Below are 23,772 nucleotides of genomic sequence, written 5' to 3' on the forward strand. Positions count from 1 at the left end.
ACGCCAACTCCGCTGGTCAGATCGGGATTCCCGCTCCCACCAGCTGGGATCAGAACTGGCGGCGGGCCATTTCCTCCAGCCGCGCGATGCGGTCGGCGATCGGCGGGTGCGTCGAGAACAGCTTGCTCAGGCCCTCGCCGGGGCGGAACGGGTTGGCGATCATCAGGTGCGACTGAGACACCAGCTGCGGCTCGGCGACCAGGGGACGCGCCCGCGTCCCGGCCTCCAGCTTCCGCAGCGCCGAGGCCAGGCCCAGCGGGTCGCCGGTCAGCTCGGCGCCGGACGCGTCGGCCTGGTATTCCCGCGACCGGCTGACCCCCATCCGGATGACGGCGGCCGCGATCGGGCCGACGAAGACCAGCATCAGGCTGACCAGCGGGCTGCCGTCGCGGTTGTTGCCGCCGAAGAACAGCGCGATGTTCGCGAGCACGCTGATCACACTGGCCAGCGCGCCGGCGACGCACGAGATGAGGATGTCGCGGTTGTAGACGTGGGACAGCTCGTGGCCGAGCACGGCCCGCAGCTCGCGCTCGTCGAGCAGGTCGAGGATGCCGGTGGTGCAGCAGACGGCCGCGTGCCGCGGGTTGCGGCCGGTCGCGAACGCGTTCGGCGCGACGGTCGGGCTCAGGTAGAGCTGCGGCATCGGCTGGCGGGCGACCTGCGCGAGCTCGCGCACGATCCGGTACATCGCGGGCTGCTCGACCTCGGACACCGGCCGCGCCCGCATCGCGCGCAGGGCCAGCCGGTCGGAGTTGAAGTAGGCGTACGCGTTCATCCCCAGGGCGATGACCAGGCCGATGACCAGCGCACCGCGGCCGAACAGGCCGCTGATCGCGATGATGATCGCCGACATCAGGCCGAGCAGCATCGCCGTCTTCAACCCGTTCTGGTGCCCGTGCACGCGCGCTCGCCTCCGTCCGCTCTGGAAGTGGGTTACCCAGTGGAAACAACGCGATCGGGGGACGCGAAGTTCCTTCACGTGATGATCGCGCGGGTTAGGCTCCGAGGGCGAGTTGATCACGAGCGGAGGCGCCGATGCGAGGTCGCCCGATAGGCCGGAGGACCCTGTTCGCCCTGGTCACGGCGGGTGCCGGGGCCGTGGTCCTGCCCGGGGTGGCGCGGGCGGAGGACGTCCGGTCGATCGACCTCGGCGGGTCCCCGACCGCGGTCGCGGTGAATCCCGTCACCGGGCTGGCGTACGTCACGGATCCCGAGGCCGGGACGGTCTCGGTCATCGACCCGCGCGCGGCCTCGGTCGGCGCGGTCATCACCGTCGGCGGCGCTCCCGGCGACGTCGCGGTCGACCCGAAGGCCAACCGGATCTACGTCGCGAACCCGCCGGCCGGCACCGTCGTGGTGCTGGACGGCCGCACCCACGACCTGGTCAGCGTGATCGGCGCGGGCGCCGGCGCGTCCGCGCTGGCCGTGGACGAGCAGGCCGACCGCGTCTACGCGGCGAGCGGCGCCACCGGCACGCTCGCCGTGCTCGACGGCGTCAGCTGCACCCTTTCCGCGCTCGTGCCGGGCCCGAAGCCGAGCCTCGCCGGGATCGCCGTCGACACCGGCCGCAAGCTCGCCTACTGCGCGAGCACCGGCACGGACTCGATCGAGGTGTTCTCGATCGACAGCGGGAGGTTCGTCGCCAGCGTCAAGGTGGGCGCGCGGCCGACCGCGGTCGCCGTGCACGCGGAGAGCGGTTCGGTGTACGTGGCCAACTCCGGCATCCACCACATGTCCATTGTGGACGCAGCGACGCGCACCGAGCGCAAGACCGTTCTGCTGCGCAGCGAATCGTCGTCGCTCGCCGTGCACCAGGGCACGAACACCGTCTACACCAACGGCGGCCAGAACGGGCTGAGCCGGGTCGACGGCGGGAGCGGGACGCTCACCGGCGAGCTGTCGCTGGGCGTCAACCCCGGCGACGTCGCCGTCGACCAGCGCACGCGCACGGTGTTCGTCACGGATCCCTTGCACGGCAGGGTTTCCCTCGTCCGCGATTTTTGAGCACGCGGCTGGGGTAACTCCAGGTATACCGTCGGAAGCTATGAAACTCGGACTGCAGATCCCCGACTTCACCTGGCCGAACGGGGCGTCCGCGCTGGGCGCCGACCTGGCCGCCGTCGTCCGCACCGCCGATCAGGCGGGCTTCGACTCCATCGCCGTGATGGACCACTTCTTCCAGATCGGCGGGGTCGGCCCCGTCGAAAACGACATGCTCGAGGCGTACACGACCCTCGGCTTCATCGCCGCGCACACCGAGCGCGCCAAGCTGCTCACGGTCGTCACCGGCGTCCTCTACCGGCACCCGGGCCTGCTGGCCAAGGCGATCACGACGCTGGACGTGCTGTCCGGCGGCCGCGCGATCCTCGGCATCGGCGCGGGCTGGAACGAGGAGGAGTCCCGCGGCCTCGGCTTCCCGTTCCCGCCGGTCGCCGAGCGCTTCGAGCTGCTGGAGGAGAACCTCCAGTACGTGCTGCAGATGTGGGCCGACGGCGACGAGCCGTTCAAGAGCAAGCACTTCGACGCGACCCGGCTGCTGAACGTGCCGCAGGCGCTGTCGGACCCGCGCCCGCCGATCATGATCGGCGGCGGGGGCGAGAAGAAGACGCTGCGGCTGGTCGCCAAGTACGCCGACCAGTGCAACCTGTTCAACGGCCCGGAGCTGGAGCACAAGCTCGACGTCCTCAAGCAGCACTGCGAGAACGAGGGCCGCGACTACGGCTCGATCACCAAGACCGTCTACCACATCCTGGACATCGGCGAGGACGGCTCGAAGTCCGGCGAGCTCCTGAAGGAGCTGGAGCGGCTGCACGGGCTCGGCATCGACGTCGCGCTCGGCGTGGTCCCGCACGTCCACAACCCGGCCGTGCTGGAAAAGTTCGGCACCGAGATCATCCCGGCCGCCGAAAAGATCTGAGCAATTCCCGATCGGCAATTTGCCCGAGCCCTCTGCGCCATTCCGGCGCGGAGGGCTCGGTGCGTTCAGCCGTCCTTCGCGACGACCCGGGTCAGCGCCGCGACGCCGATGCCGACCACGGCCAGCACGATGCCCCACACCACCCAGCCGACCAGCACGAGCACCACCCCGGTGGCCGCGAACAGGACGAACTCCACCAGGAACCGGGCCGGTTCCGGCAGCCGGCGGCGGGCCCGCGGGGCGATGAACAAACCCCAGATAGCGGCCGCGACCAGCGGCAGCAGGACCGCGTCGACGATCGCCAGCGCCACGCCGCTGCCGAGCTGCGTGCCGGCCAGCGCCAGACCGCCCAGCAGGGCCAGCTCGGTGAGGAACCGGACCGTCAGCACCACGCCCGCGACCCCGCTCAGGCGGGGACCCGTTTCCGAAGTCATCGGGCCAGCCTAGGGCCCACGTCCACTGTGGACGTTACGGGTCCGGACGGGTACCGTGCGTGATCCCTGCCACATTCCTTGAATCCAGGTTGCGGTTCCGAATCGGTCCACCAGCCGCTCACGCGTCGCTGTAACGACGGTCCGCCCCTGCTCGACGTGTTAAGCGCACATCGCGACCGCGAGCCAAGGAGCCTGGTAGATGACCACATGTCGACTCTGCGGTTCGACAAACACGGCCAGCGTGGTGGACCTCGGGGCCACTCCCCCGTGTGAGCGATTCTTGACCGCCGAACAGCTCGACGAGCCGGAGGCCACCTTCCCGCTCCACCTCAAGGTGTGCACCGACTGCTGGCTCGCCCAGATCCCCCCGCTGATCGACCCCGACGACACGTTCACCGAGTACGCCTACTTCTCGTCGTTCTCGACGTCGTGGGTCGAGCACGCGAAGCGGTACGTCGACGGCGCCGTCGAGCGGCTGGGGCTCGGGGAGAAGTCGTTCGTCGTCGAGGTCGCCAGCAACGACGGCTACCTGCTCAAGCACGTCGTCGGCCACGGCATCCGGTGTCTGGGCGTCGAACCTTCGGTGAACGTCGGGCAGGCGGCGCGCGACGCCGGCGTGCCCACCCTGACGGCCTTCCTCTCCGAGGAAACCGGCCTCCAGGTGCGCGAAGAGCACGGCCCCGCCGATCTCGTCGCCGCGAACAACGTCTACGCGCACATCCCCGACGTCCTCGGCTTCACCAAGGGCCTGCGCGCCCTGGTCGCGGACGACGGCTGGGTCTCCATCGAGGTCCAGCACCTGCTCACGCTGATCGAGAAGAACCAGTACGACACGATCTACCACGAGCACTTCCAGTACTACACGGTCGAATCCGCGCGCCGGGCCCTCGCGACCGGCGGCCTGACCGTCGTCGACGTCGAACTGGTGCCGACGCACGGCGGGTCCATCCGGCTGTGGGCGCGGCCCGAGGCGGTCGCCGGCGAGCCCAGCGAGCGGATGACCGACGTCCTGGAGCGCGAAAAGGCCGCCGGGCTGCACGAGCTGTCCGGGTACACCGAGTTCGCCGAGCGCGTCACCCGCGTGCGGCTGGACCTGCTGAAGTTCCTCATCGAGGCGCGCAACGACGGGAAGACCGTCGTCGGCTACGGCGCCCCGGGCAAGGGCAACACCCTGCTCAACCACTGCGGCATCCGGACGGACCTGCTGCAGTACACGGTCGATCGCAACCCGTACAAGCACGGCCGGTTCACCCCGGGCACGCGCATTCCCGTGCTGCCCCCGGAGCGGATCGAAGCCGACCGGCCCGACTACGTGCTCGTCCTCCCGTGGAACCTCCGGGAGGAACTGACCGAACAGCTCTCCTACATCGGGGCGTGGGGCGGAAAGCTCGTGTTCCCGATCCCCCACTTGGAAATCGTCGAGGTGCAGTGACGTGAAGGTCGTTCTCTTCTGCGGTGGCTACGGGATGCGGATGCGCAACGGCGCGGCCGACGACGTCCCGAAGCCGATGGCGATGGTCGGTCCGAGACCGCTCATCTGGCACGTGATGCGCTACTACGCGCACTTCGGCCACACCGAATTCATCCTGTGCCTCGGCTACGGCGCGGCGCACATCAAGAACTTCTTCCTGAACTACCAGGAAACCATTTCCAACGACTTCATCCTGCGCAACGGCCAGGCGGAGCTGCTCTCGACCGACATCGCCGACTGGACGATCACCTTCGTGCAGACCGGCATCGAGTCGCCGATCGGCGAGCGCCTGCGCCGCGTGCGCGACTACCTCGACGGCGACGAAATGTTCCTCGCGAACTACGCCGACGTCCTGTCCGACGTCCCGCTGCCCGACATGATCGAGCGGTTCTCCAACACCGACGCGGGCGCGTCGATGATGGTCGTCCCGCCGCAGTCGTCGTTCCACTGCGTGGAGATGGACGAGGGCGGCATGGTCGGCTCGATCACCGCGGTCAGCGAAATGCCGCTGTGGGAGAACGGCGGGTACTTCGTGCTCCGCCAGGAAGTGTTCGACCACATCCCGGAGAACGGCGACCTGGTCGCCGACGGCTGCGGTGAGCTGGCCAAGCGCGGGCGTCTCCTGGCCTACCCGTACCGCGGGTTCTGGAAGCCGACCGACACGGTCAAGGAGCGGGCGGCGCTCGACAACGCGTACACGCACGGCGAGAAGCCCTGGGCGCTCTGGGAGCGGCCCGTCGCGAGCACCGCGTGATCGGGCTGCGGCCGGGACGGCTCGGCGGCGTCGTCGCCCTCGGCGCGCACTGCGACGACATCGCGATCGGTGCCGGCGGAACGCTGCTGACGCTGTGCGCGTCGCGGCCGGGCCTGAAGGTCGACGCGCTGGTCCTCTCCGGCGGCGGCACGCCCCGCGAGGACGAGGAGCGGGCGGCGCTCGCGGCGTTCTGCCCGGGCGCCGAGCTCGACGTCACGGTGCTGAAGCTGCCGGACGGGCGGTTCCCGGCGCACTGGGAAGAGGCCAAGAACGCGCTGGAGGAGCTGCGGCGGCGGACCGACCCGGACGTCATCCTGGCGCCCCGGACCGACGACGCCCACCAGGATCACCGGGGGCTGGCCAAGCTCGTCCCGACGGCGTTCCGCGACCACCTGGCGCTGGGCTACGAGATCGTCAAGTGGGACGGCGACCTCGGCGCCCCGTCGGTGTACCAGCCGCTCGACGACGACGTCGCCGAGTCGAAGGTCCGGCTGCTCCAGGAGCACTACGCGTCGCAGCGGCACCGCGGCTGGTACGACCGCGAGGCGTTCCTCGGGCTGGCCCGGATCCGCGGCATCGAAGCCGCCGCGAAGTACGCCGAAGCGTTTTTCGTCAAGAAACTCACTCTCGACCTGAAGGGCTGAATCCGATGCGGGTGTTGCTGACGGGGCACAAGGGCTACCTGGGGACGGTGATGGCCCCGGTGCTCGCCGCCGCCGGCCACGAGGTCTTCGGCCTCGACTCCGGGCTGTTCGAGGACTGCCTGCTCGGCCCCGCCCCGGCCGACCCGGCCGGGCACGTCGTCGATCTGCGGGACGTCACCCTCGAGCACGTCACCGGGTTCGACGCGGTCATCCACCTGGCCGCGCTGTCGAACGACCCGCTCGGCTCGCTCGCGCCGGAGCTGACCTACGACATCAACCACCACGCGTCGGTGAAGCTCGCGAAGCTGGCGAAGGAAGCCGGCGTGCAGCGGTACCTCTACGCATCGACCTGCTCGGTGTACGGCGCCGGCGGCGACAACCTCGTCGACGAGGACGCCCCGCTGCGGCCGGTGACGCCGTACGCGGAGTCGAAGGTGCGCGTCGAGGCCGACGTTCACGAGCTCGCCGACGACGACTTCACCCCGGTCTACATGCGCAACGCGACCGCGTTCGGCTACTCGCCCCGCCTGCGCGGCGACATCGTGCTGAACAACCTGACCGCGCACGCGCACCTGTCCGGCGAGGTCCTGGTGCTGTCGGACGGCACGCCGTGGCGGCCGCTGGTGCACGCCCAGGACATCGCGCGCGCGTTCACCGCGGCCCTGACCGCGCCCAAGGAGGCCGTGCACAACAAGGCCTTCAACATCGGCACCGAGGACAACAACGTCACCGTCGCCGAGATCGCCCAGGAGGTCGTCGAGGCCGTCCCGGGCTCGACGCTGAACATCACCGGCGAGGCCGGCGCCGACCCGCGCTCCTACCGCGTCGACTTCTCGCGCTTCCGCGCGGCCATCCCCGGCTTCGCGTGCGAGTGGTCGGTCAAGGACGGCGCCGTCGAGCTCATCGAGGCCTACCGCAAGTTCGGGCTCACGCGGGAGTCGTTCCAGCAGCTGTTCACCCGGCTCGCGTGGCTGAAGAGCGAGGGCGAAGCGGGCCGCGTCGACGACACCATGCGGCGGCGGTAGTGGCGGGCACGCAGCTGCGGACGGGGGCGGAGCTGCACGCCCTGGTCGAACGGCTTTACCCGATCTGCCGCAGCATCACCGGCGACGGCGTGCGGCAGACCCTGGACATCATCGGCGAGCACATCGCGCTGGAGCGGCACGAGGTCCCGACCGGCACGGCCGTGCTGGACTGGACGATCCCGCAGGAGTGGAACATCCGGGACGCGTACGTCGCCGCGCCGTCGGGTGAGCGCGTGATCGACTTCCAGGAGTCGAACCTGCACGTCGTCGGGTACAGCGTTCCCGTGCGGCAGCGGATGCCGCTGAGCGAGCTGCGGGAGCACCTGCACACGCTGCCGGACCAGCCGTCGTGGGTGCCGTACCGGACCAGCTACTACGCCCCGGCCTGGGGGTTCTGCCTGGCGCAGGAGAAGCTCGACGCGCTGCCCGACGGCGAGTACGACGTCGTCATCGACTCGACCCTGGCCGACGGCTCGCTGACCTACGGCGAGCACGTCGTCCCGGGGCGCGTCACCGACGAGGTCATCGTGTCGTGCCACGTCTGCCACCCGTCGCTGGCCAACGACAACCTCGCCGGCATCGCGGTGGCGATCTCACTGGCCCAGCAGCTGGCGGTCACCCAGCCGCACTACACGTACCGGTTCCTGTTCATGCCGGGCACGATCGGCTCGATCACCTGGCTGGCGCAGAACGCTTCCCGGATCGAGAAGGTCCGGCATGGACTCGTGCTCGCCTGCGCGGGTGACCCGGGCTCGTTGACGTACAAGAAGTCCCGCCGCGGCGACGCCGAGATCGACCGCGTGGTGCAGCACGTCCTGAAGTCGCGCGAACATCGAGTTGTCGACTTCTCGCCGTATGGCTACGACGAGCGCCAGTTCTGCTCGCCGGGCTTCAACCTCGGCGTCGGCTCGCTGACCCGGACGCCGTACGCGGGCTACCCCGAGTACCACACCTCCGCCGACAACCCGGGTTTCGTGTCGCCCGCGGCCATGGAGGACACGCTCGGTGTTTTGAAGGACGCCTTCGGTGTCCTGGACCGCAACCGCCGGTACGTCAACCTCAGCCCGTACGGCGAGCCGCAGCTCGGCAAGCGCGGCCTGTACGACTCGCTCGGCGGCCGCAGCGACGCCAAGCAGGCCCAGATGGCGATGCTGTGGGTGCTCAACCTCTCCGACGGCGAGCACAGCCTCCTGGACATCGCCGAACGGGCCGGGCTGCCGTTCGGCATCGTCGACGTCGCGGCGCGTGCCCTGCACGACGCCGGCCTGGTCAAGGAGTGAGCGACGTGGCCAACCACCGCCGTGCGCCGCGCTCGATCCTCCGGTCGGGTGCGGTGCGCGCGATGGCCGGACGGCTCAGCTGGGGCCTCGGCGACCAGGCGGTGTCCAGCCTGACCAACTTCGCGGTCGGCCTGTACGTGGCCCGCTCGCTCGGCACGTTCGCGTTCGGCATCTTCAGCCTCGTCTGGGTCACCTACGGCGTGGTGCTGAACGTGTCGCGCGGCCTGGCGACCGACCCGCTGATGGTGCGGTTCAGCGCGGTGCCGGAGGACCGCTGGCGCCTGGGGGTCGCCAGCGCGTCCGGCACCGCCATCGGCGTCGGCTGCGCGACCGGGCTGATCAGCCTGGTCGCCGGGCTGGCCGCGGGCGGCCCGCTCGGCAACGCGTTCGTCGCGCTCGCCGTCGTCCTGCCGGGCCTGCTGCTGCAGGACGCCTGGCGGTTCGCGTTCTTCGCCCGCGGCGCGGGCAAGAAAGCCTTCATCAACGACTGCGTGTGGGGCGTGGCGCTCCTCCCGGCGCTGTACGCCGCCGCTCACGTCCACACGGTGGTCGCGTTCGTGCTCGCCTGGGGCCTCTCAGGCGCGGTCGCGGCCGCCTACGGCTGGTTCCAGACCGGGATCCTGCCCCACCCCCGCGAAGCGCTGGGCTGGTTCCGGCGGCAACGGGACCTGAGCGTCCGCTACCTGGTCGAGAACGTCAGCAACAGCGGCGCGTCCCAGCTGCGCGCGTACGGTCTCGGCGCCATCGCCGGCATCACCGCCGTCGGCGCGGTCCGCGGTGCCGAGCAGCTGCTCGGCCCGTTCCTGGCCCTGCTCATGGGGCTGTCCCTGGTCACCGTCGCCGAGGGCGCGCGGGTGCTCCAGCGGGCGCCGCACCGGCTGAAGCACTTCTGCGTGATCCTCGGCGGCGGCCAGGCCGCCGCCGCGCTGTGCTGGGGCCTCGGCCTGCTGCTCCTGCTGCCCGACGACGCCGGCCGCTGGGTCATGGGCTCGGTGTGGGACTCGTCGTCCCCGCTGATCCTCCCGGTCACCCTCGCCGTGGTCGGCGCGAGCTTCGCCACCGGCGCGGCGGCCGGGCTCCGGGCTTTGGGCGCCGCCAAGCGGAGCCTGCGGTCGCAGCTGATCGCCTCCCTGTTCTACGTCACGTTCGGCATCACCGGCGCCTTCCTCGGTGGTGCGGCCGGGTCCGCGTGGGGCGTCGCGACCGCGACGCTCAGCGGGTCCGTCGTCTGGTGGCTGCAACTGCGGATCGGGCTGCGCGACTACGTGCCGCCGGGGGCCGACGAGCCCACCGTGGTGTTCGAGCCGATCAAAGAGCCGATCAAGGAATGAGGACTCCATGACCACCGTCCCGCGGCTGAGCCTCGGCCTCCCGGTGTACAACGGCGAGGAGTACCTCGCCGAGTCGCTGGACGCCCTGCTCGGCCAGACCTACGAAGACTTCGAGCTGATCATCTCGGACAACGCCTCCACCGACGGCACCGACGAGATCTGCCGCCGCTACGCCGAGAAGGACTCCCGGATCCGCTACGTCCGGCAGCCGAAGAACATCGGCGCGACGCCGAACCACAACTTCGTGTTCGACGTCTCCCGCACCGAGCTCTTCAAGTGGGTCTCCCACGACGACCTCTACGCCCGCGACCTGCTCAAGCGGTGCGTCGAAGCCCTCGACGAGCGCCCCGACATCATCCTGGCCCACTGCGACCAGGCGATCATCGACGGCGACGGCCGCATCGTCCAGCCGCTCGAGTACACGCTGAACACGGCGTCCCCGCACGCGCCGGACCGCTTCCGCAGCGTCCTGTTCGAGCCGGGCGGCGACGACTTCTACGGCGTCATCCGCGCCGACGTCCTCCGCCGCGTCAAGCCGCTCGACAGCTACCACCACGCCGACCGGACCTACTCCGCGGAGATGGCCCTGCACGGTCCGTTCCACCAGGTGCCCGAGCTGCTCTACTTCCGCCGCGACCACCCGGGCCGCGCGGAACGGGCCAACCCGACCATCCGGAGCCGGTGCGCGAATCTGGACCCGCGGCGCGCGAACCGGCTCCGGAATCCCACCGTCCGCCTGCTCGGCGAGTACGTCTTCGGGTTCGCGGACCTGATCCGCCGCGCGCCGATCTCGGCCGCCGACAAGCGCGAGTGCTTCGGGCACCTCGGCGCCTGGCTGACGAACCGGGCGCGCTCCGGCCACGGCGAGCGCGTCGAGGACCGCGCGCCGACCGCCTCCGACGTCGCCACGGTCAACACGATCGTGGCCGGCCGCGAAGGCAGGCTCGCGTGAAGCGTGCCCCGCGCGTCGGCGTCTTCGGCCTCCTCGGCTCGGGGAACCTCGGCAACGACGGTTCCCTCGAAGCCGTGCTCGGCTACCTGCGCGCCGAGTACCCGGACGCGGTCCTGACCGGCCTGGTGGGCGGCCCGGACATCGTCCGCGAGCGCTACGGCGTCGACACCACGCCCCTGCACTGGAACCAGGCCGAGTACGAGACGGCGTCCGGCCTGCGCTCGATCGTCCTCAAGGGACTCGGCAAGCTGGTCGACGTCGGCCGCACGGCCGCCTGGGTCCGCAAGCAGGACGTCGTCATCGTGCCCGGCATGGGTGTCCTCGAAGCGACGCTTCCGCTGCGTCCGTGGGGTTTCCCGTATTCGCTCTTCCTCCTTTCCGCCACCGGGCGCCTTCTCGGCACCAAGGTGGCGCTCGTGTGCGTCGGCGCGAACCACATCAGCGCGCGCGCGACCCGGACGCTCGTCCGCTGGGCCGGCCGCCTCGCGGCCTACCGCTCCTACCGGGACGACATCTCCCGCGACGCCATGCGCGCCATGGGCGTCGACACCAGCCGCGACGAGGTCTACCCCGACCTCGCGTTCTCCCTCCCCACCCCGGACGCCGGCGGCCGGCCGGGCACCGTCGGCGTCGGCGTGATGGCCTACTACGGCGGCAACGACGACCGCGCCGACGGCGACCGCATCTACCGCCACTACGTCGACACGATGAACCGTTTCGTCGCGTGGCTCGTTGACCAGGGCAGACCCGTCCGGCTGTTCATCGGCGACCAGATCGACCGGCAGGTCGTCGGCGAGATCATCGAGAAGACCGCTTCCCCGCTGGTGACGGCGGCCACGGCGGAGACCCTGGACGAGCTGATGCACGAGATGGCGGCGGTGGACAGCGTGGTGGCCACGCGCTACCACAACGTGCTCTGCGCCCTGAAGGTCGCGAAACCGACCGTCGCGATCGGGTACGCGCCGAAGAACGACGTGCTGATGGCGGAACTGGGCCTCGACGGTTTCACCCAGCGGGCGAAGGACGTCGACTTCGACAAGCTCGTCGCGCAGTTCACCGAACTGGAGAACCGCTCGGCGGAACTGCGTCAAACGCTCCTGGAACGGAACGAGATGAACGCGCAACGGCTCAAGGACCAGTTCGCCGCCCTTTCGGCGGCCCTCTTCGGGGGTGGGCGATGAAGGCCATTCCGGTGCCCGAGATCGAGGGCGCGTACCTGTTCGAACCGACCCCGCACGGTGACCAGCGCGGCTTTTTCAGCCGGACGTTCGACCGGGACGTCGTCGCGTCGGTCGGGATCGACCCGGACGGCTTCGTCCAGGACAGCCTTTCCCGCTCCCGCAAGGGAGTCGTCCGCGGGATGCACCTGCGCGGCGGCGCCGGCGAGGCGAAGCTGGTGCGGTGTTCCCACGGCGCCGTCTTCGACGTCGTCGTGGACCTCCGACCGGATTCGCCGACATTCCGGAACATCAAAACCTTCGAACTTTCCGGTGAGACGCAGGTTTCCGTGTACATCCCCGCGGGGTGCGCGCACGGATTCCAGTCACTCACGGACCCCTCGGATGTCGCGTACCGTATCGATCGCGCGCACGATCCGTCCGAAGACATCACAATTTCGTACAAAGACCCTGAATTGGACATTTCCTGGCCACTGTCGGTCACAATGGTCAGTGACCGAGACGAACGTGCGCCGTCTCTCGGAGAGGCGTTGAAACCAACGAGGTGACCCCCATGGGAACGAACTTGCCCCGCTCCGCGGAGGCGAACGAGCGGCTGCACCGGGTCGTCCCGGGAGGTGCGCACACTTACGCCAAGGGCTCGGACCAGTATCCCGAACAGATGGCTCCGGTCATCTCCCACGGCCTCGGCGGCCACGTCTGGGACGTCGACGGCAACGAGTACGTCGAGTACGGCTCCGGCCTGAGAGCGGTCAGCCTGGGCCACGCCCACCCGCGGGTCCTCGAAGCGGTCCGGACCGAGCTCGGCAAGGGCAGCAACTTCATCCGCCCGTCGATCATCGAGGCCGAGGCCGCCGAGCGGTTCCTGGAGAACGTGCCGACGGCCGACATGGTGAAGTTCACCAAGAACGGCTCGGACGCGACGACGGCCGCGGTCCGGCTCGCCCGCGCGGCCACCGGCCGCCGACTGGTCGCCAAGTGCGCCGACCACGCATTCTTCTCGACCGACGACTGGTTCATCGGCACGACGGCGATGAACGCGGGCATCCCGGACGAGACGACGGAAGCGGTGGTGTCCTTCCCGTACGGCGACCTGGGCGCCGCGGAGGAGCTGCTGCAGCGCCACGAGGGCGAGATCGCGTGCATGATCCTGGAGGCCGCGGCGGCGGTGGAGCCCCCGCCGGGGTACCTGCAGGGCCTGCGTGAGCTCGCGACCCGCCACGGCGTCGTGCTGGTCTTCGACGAGATGATCACCGGCTTCCGCTGGTCGGCCCACGGCGCCCAGGGCCTGTACGGCGTGACGCCCGACCTCTCGACGTTCGGCAAGGCCCTCGGCAACGGCTTCGCGGTGTCCGCGCTCGCGGGCAAGCGCGAGCTGATGGAGCTCGGCGGCCTGCACACCGACCGCGAGCGGGTGTTCCTGCTCTCGACGACGCACGGCGCGGAGACCCACTCGCTGGCGGCCGCGATGGCGGTGATGGACGTCTACCGCGAGGAGGACGTGATCGGCCGCATGCACGCCCTCGGCGACCGGCTCGCGGCGGGTGTCCGCGAGGTGGCGGCCGGGATCGGCGTGGAGGACCACGTGGTCGTCCGCGGCCGGGCGAGCAACCTGGTCTTCGGCACGCTCGACGAGCGGGGCAAGCCGTCCCAGCCGTACCGGACGCTGTTCCTGCGCGAGCTGATCAGCGGCGGGGTGCTCGGGCCGTCGTTCGTGGTCAGCGCGGCGCTCACCGAAGCCGACATCGACAAGACCATCGACGTGGTCGCCCAGGCGTGCACGGTGTACCGGAAGGCGCTGGACGCCGGCGACCCGGCGCCGTGGATGGGCGGCCGGCCGGTGCAGCCGGTGTTCCGCAAGTTCGCTTGACCGAGGATCGCCGAGGGTCGGCCGGGAGCCCGGCCGGCCGACCGGTTCGCTACCGGGTGCCATCCCTCGCCTGAGCGGGCCGGATTCACCCCTTGGGTCCGATGAGGACACTCCAGGGTGACTGTTTTCCGGCCCGATCGTGCGTAACTTCCTGCCATGGGCAGATCTCGTGCGGTTCTCGTCGCCGCTTGCTCGCTCCTGATCGCCGTGGCCTGCCCGGTGGTCGCGCGGGCCACCGACGGGCCCGGGCCGGTGTGCGACCACCAGCCCGCGGAGCACGAGGAAGCTCCTCCCGGGGCCGTCTCCGTCGATCCGGGCGTCGACGGAGACCTCTCGGCCAAGACCGCGGCGAACCCGCCCGGCACCACCTTCTGGCTCCGCCCCGGCACCCACACGCTCGGCACCGACGAGTTCGGCCAGGTCGCCCCCAAGGACGGCGACGTCTACCTCGGCGCTCCGGGCGCGGTCATCGACGGCCGCGGCGTCAACCGCGCCGCCTTCACCCAGCGCGCCCACGACGTCGAACTCCACGGCCTCACCATCCGCGGGTTCGCCGCGCTCCAGGACCAGGGCGTGGTCAACCACGACTCCGGCGACGGCTGGCTCATCGAGAACACGACCATCGAGGACAACGCCGGCGCGGCGCTGATGGCCGGCGCGCGCCAAGTCGTCCGGCACAGCTGCCTGCGGAACAACGGCCAGTACGGGCTGAACGCCTACCAGGCCGGCGACGGCATCACCGGGCTCGTGCTGGAGGGCAACGAGATCACCGGCAACAACACCGGCGACTGGGAAGCCAAGGTGCCCGGCTGCGGGTGCAGCGGCGGCGCCAAGTTCTGGGCCGTGAACGGGGCCGACATCACCGGCAACTGGGTCCACGGCAACCACGGCGCCGGCCTCTGGGCCGACACGAACAACAACGACTTCCTCGTCGAGGGCAACCTCTTCGAGGCCAACGACGCCGAGGCGCTGTTCTACGAAACCAGCTACAACCTCGTGCTGCGCGGCAACACCTTCCGCGGCAACACCGTCGCGCAGGGCCGCGCGTTCGCGTCGCGCGGCGACAACTTCCCGACGGCGACGGTGTACCTGTCGGAGTCGGGCGGCGAACCGCGCGTGCCGGCGCGGACGTCGTCGATCGACATCAGCGGGAACACCTTCGAGGACAACTGGGCCGGGATCACCTTGTGGGAGAACGCCGACCGCTTCTGCAACAGCCCGGCGAACACATCCACCGGCTACTGCACCGAGGTGGCCGCCAAGTCGTCGTGCGTCGTGGGCAAGATCGAGAAGCCACCGGCGTACGACGACTGCCGCTGGAAGACCCAGCGGGTGGAGGTGCACGGGAACACCTTCCGCTTCGACCCCGGACGGCTCGGCTGCACCGGCCTCTGCGGGCGGATGGCCCTGCTGTCGAACTACGGGACCTTCCCGGACTGGTCCCCCTACAAGGGAACCGTCGTCGAAGAGGCGATCACCTTCCGGCAGGGCAACCGCTGGCACGACAACTCCTATGCGGGGCCGTGGACCTTCGTCGCGCATGACACCTCCAAGACGGTCGACGCTGCGGGCTGGCGGGTGGAGCCCTACTCGCAGGACGAGTGTTCTTCGTTCGACGGCGGGACCGTCGGCTGCTGATCAGGAGCTTGCCGAGGGGGTCCGACACTTTTCGACGCGACCAGCGTCGCCGATAGCGATTTTCCTTGCTGTCAAAGGGAAAAGTCGCGAACGGCGAATTCCGGACAGCACGCACTTCACCCATTTCAGCGATGGCGTTCGCACGCGTGTTCGGTACCGTCGGAGACATGCCCGCCATTCCCGCACCCCTCCACCGCGACGCGATCGACGTCGTCCTGTTCGACGCGATGGGCGTCCTCTACTCGCCCGCCGACGACGTCGGCGAGCTGCTCGTCCCCTACCTCCGCAGCCACGGCTGCGTGCTGCTCCGAGAAGAAATCGCGCAGCTGTACCGGGAATGCAGCCTCGGCAAGATGTCCTCCGCGGACTTCTGGGCGACGTCCGGCGCGTCCGGCGCGTCGGACGAGGAGTACTGCCGGAACCACCGCCTGACCGAGGGTGTGGTCGCACTCCTCGCCGAACTCGACGCCACCGGAGTGCGGCTCGGTTGCCTGAGCAACGACGTCACCGAGTGGTCGAAGCTCCTGCGCGAACGCTTCGGCCTCGGCGAGTACCTGACCGACTGGTTCATCAGCGGTGACATCGGCGTGCGCAAGCCTTCGCCCGAAGCGTTCACGATCCTGTGCCGGCGCCTGGACGTGGTGCCGGACCGGATCCTCCTCATCGACGACCGCGCGGAGAACGTCTCGGCCGCGCGAGCCGCCGGCCTGCAGGCGCTGCGGTACGGCACGGCTCGACTGTCCACAATGGATCTTTTGCGGAAGGAACTCAGACCGTGGTGAAGCGCGCGCTCGGCTCGCCCCGAAGACGTCCGGCCGGAAGCCGCCGGTTGCAGAGCACCAGGAGCAGATCCTGGGCGAGGCCGGTGACCGGAGTCCCGGTGCCGTACGACCAGTCGAGGTCGTCGGCACGCAGGCAGACGCCGGTGAGGTCGGTCCCGAAGTACTTCACCTGCTTCGGCTTGGTCGCGCCGAGAACGATCTCGAGCCGCTCCAAGGGCACGCGACGGTCCAGCCCGAGGGCAGTGGTGATGTCGAGGCCGTGGATCACGTCGTGGCTGAGAGCACCTACCAGCCCACCGCCGGGCGGCTGCCAGGGATGGCCGGCGTTGTCCCGCAGCGAGGCGACCAAGGCTTCCCGCGACAGCTCGGCGGCTTCCTGGCGAGCCAGGCGGTCGGCCATCCGGTTGAAGCGCCCGCCGGACTTCACCATCTCGCGCACGAACCGCCCGGTCGAGAGCCGGAAGGGCATGGTCACGTGGGCGACGACTTCCGGAACCCGCCACCCGGCACACAGGGTGGGCGACGCCCACTCGTCCGCCGACAAGTCACCAAGCAGCGCGGCCAGCTCCCGCCGTTCGGCGGCGATCAGGTCTGGGATCATCGGTCTCTCCTTCGAGGGTAGGTCACCCCACCGACGAACGGGTCCGCCCAGGACCGACACCGGCCAGCGAGCGCAACGGGGCCCCGGCCAGGAGGCCGACTGAGCCCGCAAGGGCAAGGATCGAGCCCGCGACTCCTCCGCGAGGCGAACCGATCCCCGCACGACCGAACCACTCCACCGACAAACCGGCGGCCGCCTGTCCGGAGCCCGTCGCCGAACCCGCCTTCGCGGCCCAGGTCAGCCGTCAGCCAGTCGTCTAGGCGCCGCACCCACGAGCGTCAGCCGTGCTGCGCGCGGGCGACTGACAAAGGCGCGCGGCCCTCCCAAGCCCACCCGGAGTCAGAGCCGGTCGGCCGACCTGTCCACTACCCACCCCGTCGCCGGAACCGCGGCCAGCGCGGCACAGAACCCACCCACCGCATCCGTCGGATAGTGCGCCCCCAGCGCCACCTCAGCCCACCCCATCACAATCCCGGCGACCAACGCCAAGCCCAGGACCAAGACCACCCCGGCGACCCGCCCCAACCCCAGCCGATCGACCAGCAGCAACCCGATCACCAACGCCAGCGCAGTGGCCAACGCCGTGTGCCCGCTCGGATAGGAAAGGAACTCCCCATGGATCTTGCGGCCCACGATCGGCTTCAGCACCGTCGTCACCGCCACCGTGACCACCACTCCGAGCACCGTCAGCACCGCCGCCCGGAGCCGGTGGACCAGGAAGCACACCACCGCGAGCAGCGCTACCAGGACCGTCGATCCCACCGGCTCGCCACCGAAGTCGATGACCAGCGCCGCGTAGCGCCAGGGCGGCTGGACGCCGTCGATGGACGGGAGCAGCGCCGCGTCGATTCCGGTCAACCCCGAGTCGTGGAAGTGGAGGATGCCGAGCGCCACCAGGACCGCCGTCGCCAAGGCAGCCGTCATCGCCAGCGGCGTGCGCATCGCGGCCGGCAGGGCCGCGGGCGCCGTCCGGACCTGCTGCCTCACCCGTGCGCCTCGATCGCTGCCTCGTATCCCGCGATCAACCGGTCGAGCCCGACCGCCGGGGTGAAGTCCTTCTCGTACCGGACGCGGGCCGCGTCGCCCATCTCGCCGTTGCGGTCGCCGGCCACCTCACGGAGCCGGTCCGCGAGCGATGCCTCGTCGTTCGGCGTGTGCAGGAGGCCGGTCACGCCGTCGTCCACCAGTTCCGGGAAGGCGCCGTGGGCCGCCGCGACCGTGGGCACCCCCGCGGCCATCGCCTCGACCACCACCAGGCCGAACGCCTCCAGCCACGTCGACGGTGCCACCACCGCCAGCGCGTCGGCCGTCAGCGCACGGCACTCCGCCTTGTTCTGGAGGCCGACGTACGACACGTCAGCGCGGCGGGCCGCCCACGTCGCGACCTCGTCCTGCATCGGACCGGTACCGGCGATGACCAGCGGCACGCCCAGGGCGCCGCCGAGCCGGTCCCACGCCCGCATCAGCAGGCCGACCCCTTTTTCCTCGGTGACGCGGCCGAGGAACAGCACGTGCTTGCCGTCGCCGGTGCGGCGGACACCGGGGTCGGTGACGAAGTTGTGCTTCACCGCCATCCGCTCGCCGGGCATCCCGGCCGACACCAGGAGGTCACGTTGGGCCGCCGAAATGCAGAAGAACCGCGAAACGCCCGTCCACCACCGGCGCCGGTTCGCGGCCGTGCTCGCCGCCATCGGGAGCGTCGCCACGCGCGACCCGCGGTAGCAGCCGTGCTGGACCGCCGGCAGCGGCAGGCCGCCGACGCAGTCGGTGCAGATGCGGCCGTCGCGGTGGAGCGTGCCGGGTGGGCAGACCATCCCGTAGTTGTGGAGCGTCGCGACCGCGGGCACCCCCGCGTCCGCGCAGGCCGCGACCACCGACGGCGACAGCAGCGGAAACGTGTTGTGGATGTGCACGACATCCGGGCGCAAGGCTCGCAGCCGGGTGGCGAGCTCCTTGCGCACCGCCGGGTTCCACGGCACGGTCAGCGGCACCGCGGCCTTGCGGACCGTCGGCATCGACGCGATGTCGTCGCTGCGGCGTTCGAACAGCGACACCTGGTGGCCGCCCTCGGCGAGGAGCGTCACCTCGGCGTCGACGACGTTGTTCTCGCCGCTCGGCTGCTCGGACCGGTACCGGTTGTGCACCACGAGCACCTTCACGCGACTGTCCCCTTCGCCGGGATGAATGCTTGTTCGTCGGACTGCGGCACCCCGCGGACCAGCAGCGACGCGGCCAAAGCCAGATGCAGCAGGTACGGCGACGCGTCGCCGAGACCGGCTTCGGTGTAGGAGGCCGAAATGCAGTAGGTGATCAGGAAGATCGCGCACGCGCGAGCCAGCGACGGCGGCCGCAGCACGGCCACCACCGCCAACGTGAGGAGGAACCCCGCCACCAGCGCGATCCCGACGAAGCCCTGCTCGTGGTAGATCGCCAGCCAGCTGTTGTCGATCGGGAGGCCGTCGTAGGACTTGTCCGTCAGCCCGACCCCGAAGATGTACTCCGACGTCGTCCGCGGGGCCTCCAGCAGCGCGTCCCACACCTTCGCGCGGCCGGTGAGGCTGGAGAAGTTGTCCGCGCTCTGCCCGCGCAGGAACCACGCCTGCAGCGCGCCCGCCAGGACGACGCCGGCGAGCCCGCCGACGCCGACCGTCCACGCGAACACCTTCCGCGCGCGGGCGCTGGTCAGCAGCATCGAGAGGAAGGCCACGGCCAGCCCGGCGATCAGGCCGAGCGTCGCCGTGCGGGTGTGCGTGAGCATCAGCAGCCCGACCACCGGCACCACGATGAACACCGCGCTGCGCCACGTCGTGCGGCGCCCGAACCAGAGGAGGAGCGTGAGCCCGGCGATGACCGCCGCGTACTGGCCGATCTGCGGCGGAGTGAGCGGCCAGATCGCGCCCGAAAGCCGGCCGCCGTAGATGTCCGGCATCGCGTTGCCCGGGGAGATCACCAGGCCGATCGCCACCGACGCGAGCACGATGCCGTACGTCCGGATGTGGTAGCGGACGAAGCTGAACCCGCCGTCCCACCAGCGAGTCAGCAACCAGAGCGTGGAGACGAACACCGTGAGCCGGAAGCACCGGAACAGCGCGCCGGCGCCCTCCTTGAGGTCGATGCTGGCGAGAACGCTCGAGCCCAGCAGCAACGTCAGCAGGAGCAGGTACGCGCTCGGCCGGATCCGCAGGTGCTTGTTCAGCACCAGCGCGATCACGAACGCCGTCATCAGCGAGCCCATGGTCACCAGCTGGCTGACCGACCGCGGGAGGGGGATGACCGTCTTCGCGCCGGTCGAGCCGAGCGTGTTGAGGATCAGCAGCGCCCACGCCAGGCCCGCCCACTTCGGCGTCGCCGAGGCGGGTTCGGTCGCGGCGTCGCCGCGGATGCCCGCGATGCCGGTCTGCGTCGCCATGTCAGCCCCCACCCTGCGCGGTGAACGTGCTGCCGGTGTCCTGCGAGTACGGCCCGCCTTCCCACTCGCCGATCTCGAGGACGCGGTCGGTGGTGTAGGCGATGAACGTCCACGGGCCGGCGTAGCTGTTGTCGTGCCAGTGGTTGTCCTGCTTGTAGGTGATCGCCTCCTGGACGACGTCACCCTTGTACGGCGACCAGTCCGGGTAACTGCCGAAGTTCGACAGCAGGCCCATCCGCCCGCACGAGGCCTGGCAACCGACCACGGCCGGGTCGAGGACGAACTTGTTGTCGTGGATGTCGACGTGCTGGGTCTTCCAGCGGCAGTCGCTCAGCAGCGGCCCGCTCGCGATGGCCGGGGCCGCGCACTGCTTGACGTTCTGGACCAGCCGGGTGCAGTCGCCGGAGGAGGTGTTCGCCGGGCTGTTGCAGTAGCGGTCGGCGTTCTCCCACAACGTGATCCCGGACCAGTTGTTCTCCAGGTAGTTGCGGGAGATCTCGAGCTTCGCCGTCCGCGCCTTGATCCGCGGCTCGCCGCCGGACTCGGAGATGTAGACCGCCGAGGTCGGGAAGTTGTCGCTCTTGTCGGCGTACCGGCGGCCGTCGACCCAGTTGTTCTTGCGGATCGTGTTGTCGCGGATGATCGCGTTGTAGCTGATCTCGTAGATGATCGCGGCGCTGTCGTTGTTCTCGATGAGGTTGCCCTCGATGAGGAAGTCGTTGTTGTTCGTGTCGGCCCACAAGCCGGTGCCGTGGTTGTCGTGCACCCAGTTGCCGCGCACGTCGGCGCCGTTGACGTCCCAGAACTTGACGCCGCCGGTGCAGCCGCAGCCGTCGATCTTCGCTTCCCAGTCGCCGGTGTTGTTGCCGGCGATCTCGTTGCCCTCGACGACCAGCGCGGTGATCGGGGTGCTGCCGGAGAAGGCGTTGATCCCGTACTGGCCGTTGCGGCGCAGGCAGTTGCCGCGCACCTGCTGGCGCGCGCCCGCCATCAGGCCGGCGCCGTCGTTGTCCTGGACGGTCGAGTGCTCGATCACCCAGCCGTCGCCGGAGTCGTGGTTGACCACGCCTTCGTCGCGCGGCGCCGCGAAGCCCTGGACGGTCAGGTAGGTGAGCTTGACGTTCGTCCCGTGGCCGGTGAACGCGTACTGGTTGATCTTGCGGCCGTCGACGACCGCGCCGGGGGCGCCGATGTAGACATCGCCGTCCTTCGGGGTCACCTGGTCGTACTTGTCGTCGCCGAGGATGTGCTTGCCCGGCTTCAGCCAGAACGTCGTGCCCGGGCCGGCCGCGCGGGTCTTCGTGGCGAGGTCGCCCGGCACGGCCGGGTCGACGACGACCGCGCCCGCCGGCGCCGTCGCCGGGCCGGCCGGCTCCTTGTCGCACACCGCGGCGACCGACCCGCTGGGAGCCGGGGTCGCCTGCGCCGGGCCTTCGGTGTCGGGTCCGCCCGAGCACGCCGCGACCGTGAGGAGGACGCCGAGCAGCGGAGCGGCACGGCGGAGTCGGAAGCGGCGGGCTGTCACGGGCGGGTCCTAACTGAAGCGGAGCAGGGTGGTGAGGTGTCCGGGGGTCCCGGAGCCGACGAGCGTGGTCGAGGGTTCCTTGCGGCCGAAGCCCGCGGAGTACCAGCCGAGGGGTGGCTCGATCTCACCGCGGTGGGCGCTCCACGACAACTCGGACGGCAGCTCCACGACCGCGGTGTGCACCGGGGCCACGGACCCCGTGGCGGCGCCCTGCCACCGCAGGTGGGCGACGTTCCCTTCGAGCCGGACGGTGATCGCCGGGCCGAGGTGGAACGCCAGGCGCGCGGCCGGGCGGGTCTCGCCGAGCACCTCGTCGACGATCTTCAGCACATCGCCGTCGAGCTCGACCGTGCGGCGGTGGACCGCGGGCGCGTAGCCGTCGTGGGCCGCCGTCCAGCGGGAGGGCCCGCTCGACGGCGTCTCGACGGCCAGCACCTTCGTGACCGCGTGCCGCGTCCACAGGAACGGGCCGCCGGACACCGACTGGTCGGTCCCGTCCAGTTCGAGGGTGTTGTGGCCGAGCGTGGAGCGGAAGTACGACCGCCACCGCGGCTCGCCGTGGTAGCAGAAGGTGCCCGGGTCGGCGAGGACGTCGACGCCGTCGTGGCGCACCTCGACCGACAGCGCGTCCGCGTGGGCGTGCGCGGCGATCGACAGGAAGCCGTGCGGCCCGCCGTCGCAGCGGGCCCAGATCCGGCCCGAGCGCAGGATCGTCATGCCCGCGTCCCGCAGGTGTGCGGGACGGCGACCGGGCCGGACGCCCGACGCGCGGGGTGTCCGGGAGACCAGCGCGGCCAGCAGCGGCGTGCGGACGTCGTCGCCCGGCACCGGCGGCCACCACTCCAGGCGGCCGAACAGCGCCTCGCCGGTCGCGAGCAGCGACGCCCAGCGGTCGGTCTCGACGCCGTCGACGATCAGGCCGAAGCCGTCGTCGGCGTCGCCCTGCCGCGGCGGGCGGAGCCGGTTGTCCACAATGGACGCGAGAGCGTCGGTCATCCGGAGCAGGACGTCCCACGTGGAGTCCGGCACCGGCGTGCCGGCCGCGTCGGCTTCCACGGCCGCCGCGAGGCCGAGCTCCAGCACCAGGCCGTGGTACTCGGACGCCAGTTCGGCGTTGAGCCCGGAGGGGAAGGTGTTGCGGGCGAGCTGGACGTCCAGCGAGCGCATGGCCTCGGTCCGCCAGCCGGCGGACTCCGGGAACCAGCCGAACGCGCAGGCCGCGGCGAGCAGCCCGGTGTCCTCGGCGATGACGTGGTTGTTCGCCGACGAGCCGTGGCTGCGCAGGGTCGCCAGCCAGTTCTGGTGGTGCCACAGCTGGAGGTGGAAGTCCGGGTTGTCCTCGAACAGGTCGCCGACGCCGGCCCAGCCGTCGAGCAGGCGGCGGGTCCAGACCCAGGACAGGAGCCGGATGCCCAGCTCGATGCCGCTGATCCAGTGCGGGCCGCGCAACGGCGGGTTCTCCGCCCACCACGAGCGCAGGTGCTCGGCCACGCGTTCGGCGTAGGCCGCGGAGCCGGTGAGGGCGTAGGCCGCGGCCAGCACGGTCAGGTGCTGGTGGCGCGACGGCTCCCAGATCTGCTTGATGTCGCCGACGGTGTCTTCCGAGCGGTACGGGACGTCGAAGGCGTACGGCTCGGACGGCGCCCGGCGGCCGGTCTTGGGGTCGAGGAACCAGTCCGGTGTGTCCAGGTCCGAGCGGACCACGCCGAAGTACTCGGCGCGGCCGGCGAGCAGCTCGTCGGCGGTGGCCAGCAGCCGCTTGACGGCCTCACCGGACACGTTGTCGAGCGCGCCGGGGGGCAGCACGGCGGTGAAGCGCGGGTGCGCCGGCCAATCGGGCGGGGTCGGCAGCGCGGTCCGCCACTGCCGCTGGACAACGGCGTGCCGAGCACGGCCGACGACCTCCGCCGGCCCCATCCGGGACAGCCGCCGCAGGTACCAGCCGGGACCCATCATGGCCG

General features: G+C 70.6%; 22 protein-coding genes. 14 read left to right on the forward strand and 8 right to left on the reverse strand.

Annotated elements, in window-relative coordinates:
- Positions 1-49: 49 nt before the first annotated feature.
- Complete coding sequence (htpX, locus tag ACIRSS_RS30610) at positions 50-901, reverse strand: zinc metalloprotease HtpX (RefSeq protein WP_400900838.1); 852 nt, start codon at positions 899-901, stop codon at positions 50-52.
- A gap of 134 nt (positions 902-1,035) precedes the next feature.
- On the opposite strand from htpX, the gene ACIRSS_RS30615 reads away from it, so the two are divergent.
- Entirely contained in the window at positions 1,036-2,004 is a 969-nt protein-coding gene (locus ACIRSS_RS30615) for a YncE family protein (RefSeq protein ID WP_400900840.1), read from the forward strand.
- 40 nt (positions 2,005-2,044) lie between these two features.
- Complete coding sequence (locus ACIRSS_RS30620; protein ID WP_400900842.1) at positions 2,045-2,917, forward strand: LLM class F420-dependent oxidoreductase; 873 nt, start codon at positions 2,045-2,047, stop codon at positions 2,915-2,917.
- A 65-nt stretch (positions 2,918-2,982) separates the two neighbouring features.
- On the opposite strand, the gene ACIRSS_RS30625 is transcribed toward ACIRSS_RS30620, so the two are convergent.
- A complete protein-coding gene (locus ACIRSS_RS30625) occupies positions 2,983-3,351 on the reverse strand; it encodes a YrdB family protein (protein ID WP_400900844.1) in 369 nt (122 codons plus the stop codon).
- A gap of 199 nt (positions 3,352-3,550) precedes the next feature.
- Between ACIRSS_RS30625 and ACIRSS_RS30630 the strand changes: the two genes are divergently transcribed.
- The 12 genes from ACIRSS_RS30630 to ACIRSS_RS30685 all read left to right on the forward strand — a co-directional run bounded on the left by ACIRSS_RS30630 (position 3,551) and on the right by ACIRSS_RS30685 (position 16,276).
- Complete coding sequence (locus ACIRSS_RS30630; RefSeq protein WP_400900846.1) at positions 3,551-4,783, forward strand: class I SAM-dependent methyltransferase; 1,233 nt, start codon at positions 3,551-3,553, stop codon at positions 4,781-4,783.
- Position 4,784: 1 nt separating this feature from the next.
- Positions 4,785-5,576, forward strand: coding sequence for a glucose-1-phosphate cytidylyltransferase (locus ACIRSS_RS30635; RefSeq protein WP_400900848.1), 792 nt, complete (start codon positions 4,785-4,787; stop codon positions 5,574-5,576).
- Positions 5,573-6,220: a PIG-L deacetylase family protein gene (locus ACIRSS_RS30640; RefSeq protein WP_400900850.1), complete on the forward strand. Its 648-nt coding sequence runs from the start codon at positions 5,573-5,575 to the stop codon at positions 6,218-6,220. Before ACIRSS_RS30635 ends, ACIRSS_RS30640 begins: the two co-directional genes overlap by 4 nt.
- A gap of 5 nt (positions 6,221-6,225) precedes the next feature.
- Entirely contained in the window at positions 6,226-7,245 is a 1,020-nt protein-coding gene (locus ACIRSS_RS30645; RefSeq protein WP_400900852.1) for an NAD-dependent epimerase/dehydratase family protein, read from the forward strand.
- Positions 7,245-8,525 carry a DUF4910 domain-containing protein gene (locus ACIRSS_RS30650; RefSeq protein ID WP_400900854.1) on the forward strand — a complete coding sequence of 427 codons (1,281 nt, stop codon included), beginning with the start codon at positions 7,245-7,247 and terminating at the stop codon, positions 8,523-8,525. Before ACIRSS_RS30645 ends, ACIRSS_RS30650 begins: the two co-directional genes overlap by 1 nt.
- 5 nt (positions 8,526-8,530) lie before the next feature.
- Positions 8,531-9,856, forward strand: a complete 1,326-nt coding sequence (locus ACIRSS_RS30655) for a hypothetical protein (RefSeq protein ID WP_400900856.1) — start codon at positions 8,531-8,533, stop codon at positions 9,854-9,856.
- A gap of 7 nt (positions 9,857-9,863) precedes the next feature.
- Positions 9,864-10,808 carry a glycosyltransferase family 2 protein gene (locus tag ACIRSS_RS30660; RefSeq protein ID WP_400900858.1) on the forward strand — a complete coding sequence of 315 codons (945 nt, stop codon included), beginning with the start codon at positions 9,864-9,866 and terminating at the stop codon, positions 10,806-10,808.
- A complete protein-coding gene (locus ACIRSS_RS30665; RefSeq protein WP_400900860.1) occupies positions 10,805-11,989 on the forward strand; it encodes a polysaccharide pyruvyl transferase family protein in 1,185 nt (394 codons plus the stop codon). The genes ACIRSS_RS30660 and ACIRSS_RS30665 overlap by 4 nt, the downstream gene beginning before the upstream one ends.
- On the forward strand, positions 11,986-12,534 hold the full coding sequence (locus ACIRSS_RS30670; RefSeq protein WP_400900862.1) for a dTDP-4-dehydrorhamnose 3,5-epimerase family protein: 549 nt from the start codon (positions 11,986-11,988) through the stop codon (positions 12,532-12,534). Before ACIRSS_RS30665 ends, ACIRSS_RS30670 begins: the two co-directional genes overlap by 4 nt.
- Positions 12,535-12,539: 5 nt before the next feature.
- Positions 12,540-13,856: a glutamate-1-semialdehyde 2,1-aminomutase gene (locus tag ACIRSS_RS30675; RefSeq protein ID WP_400900864.1), complete on the forward strand. Its 1,317-nt coding sequence runs from the start codon at positions 12,540-12,542 to the stop codon at positions 13,854-13,856.
- 156 nt (positions 13,857-14,012) lie between these two features.
- On the forward strand, positions 14,013-15,494 hold the full coding sequence (locus tag ACIRSS_RS30680) for a right-handed parallel beta-helix repeat-containing protein (protein WP_400900866.1): 1,482 nt from the start codon (positions 14,013-14,015) through the stop codon (positions 15,492-15,494).
- Between the two features lie 167 nt (positions 15,495-15,661).
- Complete coding sequence (locus ACIRSS_RS30685) at positions 15,662-16,276, forward strand: HAD family hydrolase (protein ID WP_400900868.1); 615 nt, start codon at positions 15,662-15,664, stop codon at positions 16,274-16,276.
- Here the strand turns inward: ACIRSS_RS30685 and ACIRSS_RS30690 are convergent.
- From ACIRSS_RS30690 to ACIRSS_RS30715, 6 genes are all read right to left on the reverse strand, one after another.
- Positions 16,263-16,877 carry a maleylpyruvate isomerase family mycothiol-dependent enzyme gene (locus ACIRSS_RS30690; protein WP_400900870.1) on the reverse strand — a complete coding sequence of 205 codons (615 nt, stop codon included), beginning with the start codon at positions 16,875-16,877 and terminating at the stop codon, positions 16,263-16,265. The genes ACIRSS_RS30685 and ACIRSS_RS30690 overlap by 14 nt on opposite strands.
- Positions 16,878-17,216: 339 nt before the next feature.
- Entirely contained in the window at positions 17,217-17,864 is a 648-nt protein-coding gene (locus ACIRSS_RS30695) for a phosphatase PAP2 family protein (protein ID WP_400900872.1), read from the reverse strand.
- Positions 17,861-19,036: a glycosyltransferase gene (locus ACIRSS_RS30700; protein ID WP_400900874.1), complete on the reverse strand. Its 1,176-nt coding sequence runs from the start codon at positions 19,034-19,036 to the stop codon at positions 17,861-17,863. Before ACIRSS_RS30700 ends, ACIRSS_RS30695 begins: the two co-directional genes overlap by 4 nt.
- Entirely contained in the window at positions 19,033-20,286 is a 1,254-nt protein-coding gene (locus ACIRSS_RS30705) for an O-antigen ligase domain-containing protein (protein ID WP_400900876.1), read from the reverse strand. Before ACIRSS_RS30705 ends, ACIRSS_RS30700 begins: the two co-directional genes overlap by 4 nt.
- 1 nt (position 20,287) lies before the next feature.
- Complete coding sequence (locus tag ACIRSS_RS30710; protein ID WP_400900878.1) at positions 20,288-21,811, reverse strand: right-handed parallel beta-helix repeat-containing protein; 1,524 nt, start codon at positions 21,809-21,811, stop codon at positions 20,288-20,290.
- 9 nt (positions 21,812-21,820) lie between these two features.
- The gene (locus ACIRSS_RS30715; protein ID WP_400900880.1) at positions 21,821-23,767 is read right to left on the reverse strand and encodes an alginate lyase family protein; all 1,947 of its coding nucleotides are present in this window, start codon (positions 23,765-23,767) and stop codon (positions 21,821-21,823) included.
- Between the last annotated feature and the right edge of the window lie 5 nt (positions 23,768-23,772).

The sequence above is a fragment of the Amycolatopsis sp. NPDC101161 genome, from assembly GCF_044768185.1.
Classification (GTDB): Bacteria; Actinomycetota; Actinomycetes; order Mycobacteriales; family Pseudonocardiaceae; genus Amycolatopsis.

What these genes read in the sequence shown, in the direction of transcription:
- ACIRSS_RS30705 (WP_400900876.1), bottom strand. Translation starts at nt 20,286, where the DNA reads ATGGCGACGCAGACCGGCATCGCGGGCATCCGCGGCGACGCCGCGACC.
- ACIRSS_RS30615 (WP_400900840.1), top strand. Translation starts at nt 1,036, where the DNA reads ATGCGAGGTCGCCCGATAGGCCGGAGGACCCTGTTCGCCCTGGTCACG.
- ACIRSS_RS30625 (WP_400900844.1), bottom strand. Translation starts at nt 3,351, where the DNA reads ATGACTTCGGAAACGGGTCCCCGCCTGAGCGGGGTCGCGGGCGTGGTG.
- ACIRSS_RS30685 (WP_400900868.1), top strand. Translation starts at nt 15,662, where the DNA reads ATGCCCGCCATTCCCGCACCCCTCCACCGCGACGCGATCGACGTCGTC.
- ACIRSS_RS30660 (WP_400900858.1), top strand. Translation starts at nt 9,864, where the DNA reads ATGACCACCGTCCCGCGGCTGAGCCTCGGCCTCCCGGTGTACAACGGC.
- ACIRSS_RS30690 (WP_400900870.1), bottom strand. Translation starts at nt 16,877, where the DNA reads ATGATCCCAGACCTGATCGCCGCCGAACGGCGGGAGCTGGCCGCGCTG.
- ACIRSS_RS30645 (WP_400900852.1), top strand. Translation starts at nt 6,226, where the DNA reads ATGCGGGTGTTGCTGACGGGGCACAAGGGCTACCTGGGGACGGTGATG.
- ACIRSS_RS30680 (WP_400900866.1), top strand. Translation starts at nt 14,013, where the DNA reads ATGGGCAGATCTCGTGCGGTTCTCGTCGCCGCTTGCTCGCTCCTGATC.
- ACIRSS_RS30620 (WP_400900842.1), top strand. Translation starts at nt 2,045, where the DNA reads ATGAAACTCGGACTGCAGATCCCCGACTTCACCTGGCCGAACGGGGCG.
- ACIRSS_RS30715 (WP_400900880.1), bottom strand. Translation starts at nt 23,767, where the DNA reads ATGATGGGTCCCGGCTGGTACCTGCGGCGGCTGTCCCGGATGGGGCCG.
- ACIRSS_RS30630 (WP_400900846.1), top strand. Translation starts at nt 3,551, where the DNA reads ATGACCACATGTCGACTCTGCGGTTCGACAAACACGGCCAGCGTGGTG.
- ACIRSS_RS30675 (WP_400900864.1), top strand. Translation starts at nt 12,540, where the DNA reads ATGGGAACGAACTTGCCCCGCTCCGCGGAGGCGAACGAGCGGCTGCAC.
- ACIRSS_RS30670 (WP_400900862.1), top strand. Translation starts at nt 11,986, where the DNA reads ATGAAGGCCATTCCGGTGCCCGAGATCGAGGGCGCGTACCTGTTCGAA.